Raw genomic sequence first — 10,291 nt, 5'->3', positions numbered from 1 at the left:
CGCCCATCACGAACGCCAGCGACGTCATCAGGATGGGGCGCAGCCGCAGGCGGCTGGCCTCGATGGCGGCCTGCACCGGCGTGCGGCCGGCAAACTCCAGTTCGCGGGCGAACTCCACGATCAGGATGGCGTTCTTGGCCGACAGCCCCACCAGCACGATGAGCCCGATCTGCGTGAACACGTTGTTGTCGCCGCCTGACAGCCACACGCCCGTCATCGCGGCCAGCAGGCCCATGGGGACGATCAGGATGATGGCGATGGGCAGCGTGAGGCTTTCGTACTGCGCGGCCAGCACCAGGAACACCAGCAGGATGGCAATGGGGAACACCAGCACGGCGGAATTGCCGGCCAGGATTTCCTGGTAGGTCAGCTCGGTCCATTCGAAGCCGATGCCCTGCGGCAGCGTCTCGGCGGCGATGCGCTCGATGGCGGCCTGCGCCTGGCCCGACGAAAAGCCGGGCGCGGGCCCGCCGTTCACGTCGGCCGACAGGAAGCCGTTGTAGCGCATGGCGCGCTCGGGCCCGAAGCTGGGCTCGATCTTCATCAGCGCCGACAGCGGCACCATCTCGCCGGTGGTGGAGCGCACCTTGAGCAGGCCCACGTCCTCGGCACGCGCCCGGAAGGCTGCATCGGCCTGAACGCGCACGCTGTAGGTGCGGCCGAACTGGTTGAAGTCGTTGGCGTACAGGCTGCCCAGGTAGATCTGCAGCGTCTCGAAGATGTCCGTCACCGGCACGCCCAGCTGCCGCGCCTTGGTGCGGTCGATGTTGGCGTACAGCTGCGGCACGTTGACCTGCCAGCTCGTGAACAGGCCGGCGAGTTCCGGCGTCTGGTACGCCTTGCCCATGAAGGCCTTCACGGCGGCGTCCATGGCCTCGTAGCCCAGCGAGGCGCGGTCTTCGATCTGCAGCTTGAAGCCGCCCGTCGTGCCCAGGCCGGCCACCGGGGGCGGCGGGAACATGGCGATGAACGCATCCTGGATGCTGCCGAAGGCCTGGTTCAACTGGCCCGCGACGGCACCGCCGCTCTGGTCCGCGCGGCCGCGCTCGGCGAAGGGCTTGAGCGTGACGAACACGATGCCCGAATTGGAGCTGTTGGTGAAGCCGTTGATCGACAGCCCCGGGAAGGCGATGGCGTCTTCCACGTTCGGGTTCTTCTTGACGATCTCGCCCATGCGGCGGATCACGTCCTCGGTGCGGTCCAGCGTGGCACCGTCGGGCAGCTGCGCGAAGCCCACCAGGTACTGCTTGTCCTGCGCCGGCACGAAGCCGCCGGGCACGACCTTGAACAGGCCCCAGGTCGCGGCCACCAGCGCGGCGTAGATCACCAGCATCAGCGCCTTGCGGCCGATGACGCGCTTGACGCCGCCGCTGTAGGCCTCGGAGCCCCGGTGGAACACGCTGTTGAAGCGGCGGAAGAACCCGCCCAGCACCTTGTCCATGCCGCGCGTCAACGCATCCTTCGGTTCATGGTGGCCCTTGAGCAAGAGCGCGCTCAGGGCGGGCGACAGCGTGAGCGAGTTGATCGCCGAGATCACCGTGGAGATCGCGATGGTCACCGCGAACTGGCGGTAGAACTGTCCCGTGAGCCCGCTGATGAAGGCCAGCGGCACGAACACCGCCACCAGCACCAGCGCGATGGCAATGATGGGACCGGACACTTCGCGCATGGCGCGGTAGGTGGCTTCGCGCGGGGTCAGGCCCGCCTCGATGTTGCGCTCCACGTTCTCCACCACCACGATGGCGTCGTCCACCACGATGCCGATGGCCAGCACCAGCCCGAACAGGGACAGCGCGTTGATCGAAAAGCCCAGCAGGTGCAGCACCGCGAACGTGCCCACCACCGACACCGGCACGGCCAGCAGCGGAATGATGGAGGCGCGCCAGGTCTGAAGGAACAGGATCACCACGATCACCACCAGCGCCACGGCTTCCAGCAGGGTCTGGATGACGGATTTGATGGAGGCGCGCACGAACTGCGTCGGGTCGTAGGCGATGCGGAACTCCACGCCCTCGGGCATGTTCTTTTGCAGCTCGGCCATGGTCTTGCGCACGTTCGACGAGATGTCGAGCGCGTTGGAGCCCGGCGCCTGGAACACGCCCATGCCCACGGCCGGGTCGTTGTTGAGCAGCGAGCGCAGCGAGTAGTCGGCCGCGCCCAGCTCCAGCCGGGCCACGTCGCGCAGGCGCGTCACCGCGCCGTCGCTGCCGGTCTTGACGATGATGTCGCCGAACTCCTCTTCGGTCTGCAGGCGGCCCTGCGCATTGATCGACAGCTGCATGTCCACGCCGGGCAGCCCGGGCGACTGGCCCACCACGCCGGCCGCGGCCTGCACGTTCTGGCCGCGGATGGCGGCCACCACGTCAGCCGCCGACAGGCCGCGCTGCGCGACCTTCTGCGGGTCGAGCCAGGCGCGCATCGAATAGTCGCCGCCGCCGAAGATCTGCACCTGGCCCACGCCCTGGATGCGGGCGAGCCGGTCCTTCACATTCAGCACGGCGTAGTTGCGCAGGTAGTCGATGCCGTAGCGGCCGTTGGGCGAGACCATGTGCACGACCATGGTCAGATCGGGTGCGCTCTTGACCGTGGTGACGCCCAGCCGGCGCACTTCCTCGGGCAGGCGCGGCTCGGCCTGCGAAACGCGGTTTTGCACCAGCTGCTGCGCCTTGTCGGGGTCGGTGCCCAGCGCGAAGGTGACGGTCAGCGTCATCACGCCATCGGTCGTGGCCTGGCTGCCCATGTAGAGCATGCCCTCCACGCCGTTGATGGATTCCTCCAGCGGCGTGGCCACGGTCTCGGCGATCACCTTGGGGTTGGCGCCCGGGTACTGGGCACGCACCACCACGGAGGGCGGCGCCACCTCGGGATACTCGGAGATGGGCAGCGCGCGCAGCGCGATCAGCCCGGACAGGAAGATGAGCACCGACAGCACCCCGGCGAAGATGGGGCGGTCGATGAAGAAGCGAGAGAGATTCATGGTGTTCTTTCGGTGCGCTCCGCGATCACGCCGCGGGCTGCTTGGCAGCGGCGCGGGCCTCGGCGCCATCGCCGGCCATGCCGGCCTTGGCGGTCATGGGCACGTCCTGGGGGGCAACCTGGGCGCCGGGGCGCACGCGCTGCAGGCCGTTGACGACGATGCGTTCGCCGGCCTTCAGGCCCGAGGTGACGACGCGCAGGCCGTTCACCGGCGCGCCCAGCTGCACCTCGCGGTACTCGGCCTTGTTGCCCTCGCCCACCACCATCACGTACTTCTTGTTCTGGTCCGTGCCCACGGCGCGCTCGTTGATGAGCACGGCCTGGGTGTTCTTGACCTGGCCCATGCGGATGCGCGCGAACTGGCCGGGCATCAGCACGCCATCGGCGTTGTCGAACACGGCGCGCACGCGCACCGTGCCGCTGCGGGCATCCACCTGGTTGTCGATGAGCTGCAGGTGCCCGGTGTGCGGCGTGCCGCCGGCCGTGCCCGTGCCCATCTGCACCGGAATGCTCTCGATCAGGGTGCGCGCGCTCTTGCCCGAACGCAGGCCCTCCAGCGCCTTCGCCACGATCTGCTCGTCGGTGTCGAAGCTCGCGTAGATCGGGCTCACCGACACCAGCGTGGTCAGCACCGGCGCGCCGGCGCCCGCGGCCACCAGGTTGCCCACGGTGACCTCGATGCGGCCCACGCGGCCCGCGACCGGGGCGCGCACCTGGGTGTAGCCCAGGTTCAGGCGCGCCGTCTGCAGCGCGGCCTGCGCGGCGCGCAGGTTGGCGTCGGCCTCGCGCTGGGCATTCATGCGTTCGTCGTGCTCGCGCTGGGCGATGGCACGCTCTTCCCACAGGCGCGTGGCACGCTCCATTTCGCTGCGGGTGTAGGACACGCGGGCCTGCGCAGCGACCACCTGGGCCTCGGCGCGGTCCACCTCGGCGGCGTAGGGCGCGGGGTCCACGGTGACCAGCAGGTCGCCCTGCTTGACCAGCGAGCCTTCGCGGAAATGCACGGCCTGCACGGCGCCGCCCACGCGCGGGCGGATGTCCACGCGCTGCACGGCTTCGAGCCGGCCCGAGAACTCGTCCCACAGCGCGATCTCCTGCTGCAGCACGGCGGCCACCGAGACGGGCACCGCGGGCGGCGCGGCTTCCGGGGCCGGGGATTCGGCATGCGAGCTGGGCAGCCCGAAGAGCGTGCCGCCCGCGGCGGCGATGGCGGCCGCGGCGCCGGCGGCAGCCCACCAGCGGCGACGGGAAGGGGAAGTGTGTTGCGGGTTCATGGTGGAAGTCCTCCGGGTTTTTTCAAAGCAAAAGTCGAAATCGATCGGGCAAGGGTTGCCCCTTCCGGCCCACGGGGGCCAGAAAACAAAAGGGACGCAGCAAGCAGCGGAAAGGCGGCGAAAGGCGGGTATTGCGGGTCGCCGAAGCGGATCGCAGTATCAAACCTCAACCGGGGTTGAGGTCAATGCACCCCGCTGGTCAGCGCGCGGGCAGATCGGTGGTGGTGAGGGTCAGGGTGCAGGACATCGGGTGGCCTCGAAGAAACGGCTGAACTGCGCCTGAACCTCGGGCGCACAGGGGCATTCGCCCGAACCGGGCTGCAGCAGGGCATCGGGCCACTGGTTCGCCTTGGCGAACACGTGCTGCGTGACTTCCAGTCCCGCCGCCTGCAGCCGGTTGGCGTAGGCGAGGGCTTCGTCGCGCATGGGATCGTCGTCGCCCACCAGCACCAGCGTGTGCGGCAGGCCGGCCAGCCGCTGCGCCATCGCGGGCACGGCATAGGGATGTTCGGCATCGCGGGTGCAGCGCAGGAACTGCAGCCAGCCATCGGCCCACTTGCAGGCGGTCGATTCGCCCATGGCGGCACGCACCGAAGGCGTGGCACCGCACGGGTCGAGCATGGGCGACAGCAGGATCTGTCCGGCCAGCGGCGGATGGGACTGGTCGCGCGCCATCAGCGCCACGCCCGCGGCCAGGTTGCCGCCGGCCTCCTCCCCCGCCACGTACACCCCGGCGCCGGGACCGGCCAGGCGGGTGCGGTGCTTGTGCGCCCACTTGAGCACCAGGTAGCCGGCGTCCACCGGCTGCGGGAAGGGATGGTCGGGCGAGAGCGGGTACGCCACCGACACCACCAGCGCGCCGGCGCGCTCCAGCAGCCGGGCCACCGTGCAGCCGTTGTCCAGATCGCCCGCCACGAAGGCGCCGCCATGGAAGTGCACCACCAGCGGCAGCGTTTCCTTGGGCTTCTTGCGGCCGTACATGCGCACGGACACTTCCTGCCCCTTGGCCACCTCAATGGTGGTGTCGGTGCAGGTGGAGGGCGATGGCGATGGGGTGAAGGTGCTGGACATGGCGGTGACCGGACAAGACCGGGTGATGTGAAATGTAGCGACGCAGCCGCCGACGATAAACCAGCCAAATGCCACAGCTCTGTTTCCGATTGCCGAACAATCGGCGGCACGGGCCCGTGTGAGAATTCCTTGGCCCCATTCGGGGCCAGAGAGAACAAGGAGGGCCCATGGACCAGATCCAGGCCATGCGGGTTTTTGCAAGGGTGGTGGAGGCAGGCACGTTCACGCGGGCGGCCGATTCGCTGCAATTGCCCAAGGCAACCATCACCAAGTACGTGCAGGCGCTCGAGGCGCGGCTGCGCGTGAAGCTGCTCAACCGCACCACGCGGCGCGTGACCGTCACGGCCGATGGCGCGGCCTACTACGACCGCACGGTGCGCCTGCTCGCCGATTTCGACGACATCGAGGCGAGCATGACGCACGCGCGCGCCACGCCCAGCGGCCGGCTGCGCGTGGACGTGGGCACTTCGGTGGCGCGGCTGCTCATCATTCCGCGGCTGGAGGAGTTCCATGCGCGGTTTCCCGACATCCAGATCGACCTGGGCGTGAGCGACCGGCCGGTGGATTTGATCGGCGACAACGTCGATTGCGTGATCCGCGGCGGCGAGCTGACCGACCAGTCGCTGGTGGCACGGCGCATCGGCAACCTGGCCTTCGTCACCGTGGCCGCGCCCTCCTACCTGGAGCGCTACGGCACGCCCACCCACCCCCTCGATCTGGAGGGCGACCACAAGAGCGTGATCTATTTCTCGCCGCTGTCCACCCGCCGCTATCCGCTGGAGTTCGTGCGCGACGGCGAGATGATCGAGGTCACCGGGCCCTCGCAACTGGCGGTGAACGAGTCCAACGCGTACTCGGCGGCGCTGGTCGCGGGGCGCGGCGTGGGGCAGATCACGCTGTTCCAGGCGGCCCGGCAACTGGAGCGCGGCGACCTCGTGCGGCTGCTGCCCGAGTGGTCCATTCCGCCCATCCCGATCTACGTGGTGTACCCGCCCAACCGGCACCTGAGCGCCAAGGTGCGGGCCTTCGTGGACTGGGCGGCCGAGCTGTTCGCCAGCGAGCGGTATCTGCAGACCTGAACGTTTGCTATATTTTTCATAGCTAAACGCCCTAGTATCCATTGCACTGGGGCCCTTTTTGATGCATACCCGCGCGAGGCCGCCCTCCACCGGCCGCGCGGGGCCGTATGCTCCCGGCATGACCGAACCCGAAGTCCCCGAGCCCGGCGAAACCCCCGCCCCCAGCGCCACCAACGCGCCTTCCACCCCGAACGCCACGCCACCCACGCCACCGGCCAGGCAGCCGCGCAACCCCCTGCACGGCATCACGCTCGAAGCCATCGTGGTCGCGCTGCACGACTACTACGGCTGGGAAGGCCTGGCGCAGCGCGTGGCCCTGCGCTGCTTCGAAAGCGATCCCAGCGTGGCGTCCAGCCTGAAGTTCCTGCGCAAGACACCCTGGGCGCGCGAGAAGGTCGAGAGCCTGTACCTGTTCATGCTGCGCGAGCACAAGCGCCAGGGCGGCGGGCCGGGCTGAACACGGCCGGCCCTCACAACCCATCCCCGACGGCCCATTCGCGCTGCGCCAGCGCAGCTCAGGCGCCCGGGCCGTGCGTTCGTCGCAATCGGCTCGCGGCGGCAGGCCCCGGTGGGCACATTGGAGGCACGGAGAGGCACACGCCTGTCCTGATCCCCCAACCCGCCCCAGGAGCCTTTCATGCCCACCGTTTTCGACCGCTGCAACACCACCGCCTCGCCCCACGCCCTGGCGCGCACGGCCCTCGCCGCCTGCGCCCTGCTGGCCGGCTCCCTGGCCATGGCCCAGACCAGCACGCCACAGGATGCAGCCACCGCAGCCGCGACTGCGCCCCGAGTGGTTGCGATGGATGCCCCCGCAGGCCGCACGCGCGCCGAGGTGATCGCCGAACTGCAATGCGCGCGGGCCTCGGGCGAACTGGAGGCCATGGCGATGCAGTCCTATGGCATGCCCACCCCGCCCGTGAACCGGGCCGTGCCCGAATGCGCCGCAGCGGGCGGCACGGCCGTGGCCGGCAGCACCGCCTCGCGCCCGGCCCCATGAGCCGCGGCGGGCCGTGCCTCAGGCCGGCACGGGCACCAGGAAGTCGCGGCTGATGCCCGCGCCCAGTTCGTTCACCCGGTCCAGGAACTGCGTGAGGTACGCATGCAGCCCGGTGGACAGGATCTCGTCGATGCGGCCATAGCGCAGGTCGGCCAGCAGCCGGCCCGCCTTGCGCTGGGTCTCCGACGACTGGTCGTTGGCCACCACCGCCAGGTTCTCACCCACCTCGTGCAGGCTGGCGTGCAGCGAGCGCGGCATGTCGCGGCGCAGGATGAGCAGGTCGGCCACGCGCTCGGGCGTGATGACGTCGCGGTACACGCGGCGGTACACCTCGAACGCCGACACGCTGCGCAGGATGGCGCTCCAGTGGTAGAAGTCGAACTCCTGCGGCGCGGCCCGGCTGCGGTCGCGCGTGCCCGAGCCGTGGAAGTCGCTCTGCACCGCGTGGAACTTCACGTCCAGCAGCCGCGCAGTGTTGTCCGAGCGCTCGAGGAACGTGCCCAATCGCAGGAAATGAAAGGCCTCGTCCTGCAGCATGGTGCCCAGCGTCACCCCGCGCGACAGATGCGAGCGGTACTTGACCCATTCGAAGAACTGGCCCGGATCGCGTTCGAACAGGCTGCCTTCCAGCTGGCGGTGCAGCTCCAGCCAGGTCTGGTTCTGCGTCTCCCACACCTCGGTGGTGAGCGCCCCGCGCACGGCCCGGGCGTTCTCGCGCGCGGCGCGCAGGCACGACAGGATGGACGACGGGTTGTTGCCGTCGCGCACCATGAACTCCAGCACCCCTTCGCGCGTGACCTCGCCGTGCCGCGCGGTATAGGCGGGGATCAGCTCGCTGATCGACAGCAGGCCCAGCCAGCTCTCCTGCGCCACGTCGGCCGACTGCGGGAGCAACGAGGTCTCGTAGCTCACGTTGAGCATGCGGGCGGTGTTTTCCGCCCGCTCGGTATAGCGGGACATCCAGAACAAGTGATCGGCAGTGCGGCTCAGCATGCGGCCTCCCCGGGCAGAAAACCCCGCACGCGCTGCGCACGCACGCGGTGTGTTGACGAAAGCCCGCCTGCAGCGGCCTTTTCCGCCCGCTCGGTATAGCGGGACATCCAGAACAAGTGATCGGCAGTGCGGCTCAGCATGCGGTCTCCCCGGCAGAAATTTCGAAACGAAGGGTCTGATGCGTCATGCAACGCTCCCTTCTTCTCCCAGCACCCAGGTGTCTTTGGTGCCCCCGCCCTGCGATGAATTCACCACGAGCGAGCCCTCCTTGAGCGCGACGCGCGTCAGGCCGCCGGCGGCCATCTGCACCTTCTGGCCGCTCAGCACGAAGGGGCGCAGATCGATGTGGCGCGGGGCGATGCCCGATTCCACGTAGGTCGGGCAGCTGGAGAGCGACAGCGTGGGCTGGGCGATGTAGCCCGAGGGGTTGGCCAGCACCGCGGCGCGGAACTCCTCGATCTCGGCTTTCGTCGCGGCCGGGCCGATCAGCATGCCGTAGCCGCCGGCGCCGTGCACTTCCTTCACGACCAGTTCGTGCAGGTGGTCCAGCACGTAGGCCAGGTCGTCGGGCTTGCGGCACACCCAGGTGGGTACGTTGGCGAGGATGGGCTCCTCGCCCAGGTAGAAGCGGATCATGTCGGGCACGTAGGGGTACACCGACTTGTCGTCGGCGATGCCCGTGCCCACGGCGTTGCAGATCGCCACGTTGCCCGCGCGGTAGGCGTTCATGAGGCCCGCGCAGCCCAGGGTGGAGGTGGGCCGGAAGACCTGGGGGTCGAGAAAGTCGTCGTCCACGCGGCGGTAGATCACGTCCACCTGCTTGAGGCCGCGCGTGGTGCGCATGTACACGAAGTTGTCCTTGACCACGAGGTCCTGGCCCTCGACCAGTTCCACGCCCATCTGCTGCGCGAGGAAGGCGTGCTCGAAGTACGCGCTGTTGTACATGCCGGGCGTGAGCACCACCACCGTCGGCTGCGCCGTGGCGGCGGGGGCGCTCGCGCGCAGGGTGTCCAGCAGCAGGTCGGGATAGTGGGCGACCGGCGCCACGCGGTGCGTGCGGAACAGCTCCGGGAAAAGCCGCATCATCATCTTGCGGTTTTCCAGCATGTACGACACGCCCGAGGGCACGCGCAGGTTGTCTTCCAGCACGTAGTAGATGCCGTTGCCGCTCGCGTCCGGGGCGCGCACGATGTCGATGCCGGCGATGTGCGCGTACAGGTCGCGCGGCACGTCCACGCCGGCCATCTCGGGCCGGTACTGGGCGTTCTTGAGGATCAGGTCCGAGGGGATGATGCCGGCGTGCAGGATGTCCTGGCCGTGGTAGACGTCGTGGATGAAGCGGTTGAGCGCCGTGACGCGCTGCACCAGCCCCTGCTGCATGCGCGCCCACTCGTGCGCGGGGATGATGCGGGGGATCAGGTCGAAGGGAATGAGCCGCTCGGTGCCGGCGCCGTCCTCGTCCTTGGCGCCGTACACCGCGAAGGTGATGCCCACCCGGCGGAAGATCATCTCGGCCTCGGCGCGGCGCGCCTGCATGGCCTCGTCTGGCTGGCCCGACAACCATTGGCCGTAGCGCTTGTAGTGGGGGCGCACGTCGCTGCCGTCGAACGGCAGCATCGTGTACATCTCATCGAACTTCTGCATAACTGGTGCCTCCTGCAACCAGCATAGCAAGTTGTGAGCCGGGTTTTGGCGACTGGCGGGCCCGGGCGCGTTTTACCGCTCGCACGCCGGGGTGATGGCGCACCGTCCTCACGGCAACGGGGCAGGCGCGTGGTGCCAGTAGCGCCGGCCCGCGTCGCGTTCGCACCGCCATTGTCCGGGCGCCTCGGACGCCCAGGTGGCGGCGCCGCAGCGCGGCGAATCGAGCAGCACGGCGCCCCGCTCGCGGTACCGCG

The 10,291-nt window shown here is 69.1% G+C and carries 8 protein-coding genes and 1 pseudogene; 3 read left to right on the top strand and 6 right to left on the bottom strand.

Annotation, left to right across the window (positions count from 1 at the left end):
- The 3 genes from AC27IO_RS15535 to AC27IO_RS15525 form a co-directional block, all read right to left on the bottom strand.
- Nucleotides 1-2,977: efflux RND transporter permease subunit (locus tag AC27IO_RS15535; RefSeq protein ID WP_498739551.1), on the bottom strand; the 2,977-nt coding region annotated here is incomplete at its 3' end.
- Between the two features lie 25 nt (nucleotides 2,978-3,002).
- Complete coding sequence (locus AC27IO_RS15530) at nucleotides 3,003-4,250, bottom strand: efflux RND transporter periplasmic adaptor subunit (protein ID WP_284395390.1); 1,248 nt, start codon at nucleotides 4,248-4,250, stop codon at nucleotides 3,003-3,005.
- Between the two features lie 231 nt (nucleotides 4,251-4,481).
- Entirely contained in the window at nucleotides 4,482-5,261 is a 780-nt protein-coding gene (locus AC27IO_RS15525) for an alpha/beta hydrolase (protein ID WP_498739549.1), read from the bottom strand.
- A gap of 227 nt (nucleotides 5,262-5,488) precedes the next feature.
- Here AC27IO_RS15525 and AC27IO_RS15520 point away from each other — a divergent pair, with 227 nt between their 5' ends.
- The 3 genes from AC27IO_RS15520 (at nucleotide 5,489) to AC27IO_RS15510 (ending at nucleotide 7,400) form a co-directional block, all read left to right on the top strand.
- On the top strand, nucleotides 5,489-6,400 hold the full coding sequence (locus AC27IO_RS15520) for a LysR family transcriptional regulator (protein WP_317359537.1): 912 nt from the start codon (nucleotides 5,489-5,491) through the stop codon (nucleotides 6,398-6,400).
- Nucleotides 6,401-6,518: 118 nt separating this feature from the next.
- A complete protein-coding gene (locus AC27IO_RS15515) occupies nucleotides 6,519-6,857 on the top strand; it encodes a VF530 family protein (protein WP_487090663.1) in 339 nt (112 codons plus the stop codon).
- Between the two features lie 180 nt (nucleotides 6,858-7,037).
- Nucleotides 7,038-7,400, top strand: a complete 363-nt coding sequence (locus AC27IO_RS15510) for a DUF4148 domain-containing protein (RefSeq protein ID WP_498739546.1) — start codon at nucleotides 7,038-7,040, stop codon at nucleotides 7,398-7,400.
- An 18-nt stretch (nucleotides 7,401-7,418) separates the two neighbouring features.
- On the opposite strand, the gene AC27IO_RS15505 is transcribed toward AC27IO_RS15510, so the two are convergent.
- From AC27IO_RS15505 to AC27IO_RS15495, 3 genes and pseudogenes are all read right to left on the bottom strand, one after another.
- Nucleotides 7,419-8,393, bottom strand: coding sequence for an alpha-E domain-containing protein (locus tag AC27IO_RS15505; protein ID WP_272568093.1), 975 nt, complete (start codon nucleotides 8,391-8,393; stop codon nucleotides 7,419-7,421).
- 71 nt (nucleotides 8,394-8,464) lie between these two features.
- Nucleotides 8,465-8,533 (bottom strand): annotated as a pseudogene (locus AC27IO_RS15500) (alpha-E domain-containing protein); the annotation flags it as partial.
- A 43-nt stretch (nucleotides 8,534-8,576) separates the two neighbouring features.
- Complete coding sequence (locus AC27IO_RS15495) at nucleotides 8,577-10,037, bottom strand: circularly permuted type 2 ATP-grasp protein (protein WP_272568087.1); 1,461 nt, start codon at nucleotides 10,035-10,037, stop codon at nucleotides 8,577-8,579.
- Between the last annotated feature and the right edge of the window lie 254 nt (nucleotides 10,038-10,291).

Source organism: Acidovorax sp. KNOB132 (assembly GCF_057541515.1).
This window is presented reverse-complemented; position numbering and strand designations above follow the sequence as displayed.

Bases quoted from the DNA above. Each gene is read 5' to 3' on its own strand.
- AC27IO_RS15530 (WP_284395390.1), bottom strand. From the start codon at position 4,250: ATGAACCCGCAACACACTTCCCCTTCCCGTCGCCGCTGGTGGGCTGCC.
- AC27IO_RS15520 (WP_317359537.1), top strand. From the start codon at position 5,489: ATGGACCAGATCCAGGCCATGCGGGTTTTTGCAAGGGTGGTGGAGGCA.
- AC27IO_RS15515 (WP_487090663.1), top strand. From the start codon at position 6,519: ATGACCGAACCCGAAGTCCCCGAGCCCGGCGAAACCCCCGCCCCCAGC.
- AC27IO_RS15510 (WP_498739546.1), top strand. From the start codon at position 7,038: ATGCCCACCGTTTTCGACCGCTGCAACACCACCGCCTCGCCCCACGCC.
- AC27IO_RS15505 (WP_272568093.1), bottom strand. From the start codon at position 8,393: ATGCTGAGCCGCACTGCCGATCACTTGTTCTGGATGTCCCGCTATACC.
- AC27IO_RS15495 (WP_272568087.1), bottom strand. From the start codon at position 10,037: ATGCAGAAGTTCGATGAGATGTACACGATGCTGCCGTTCGACGGCAGC.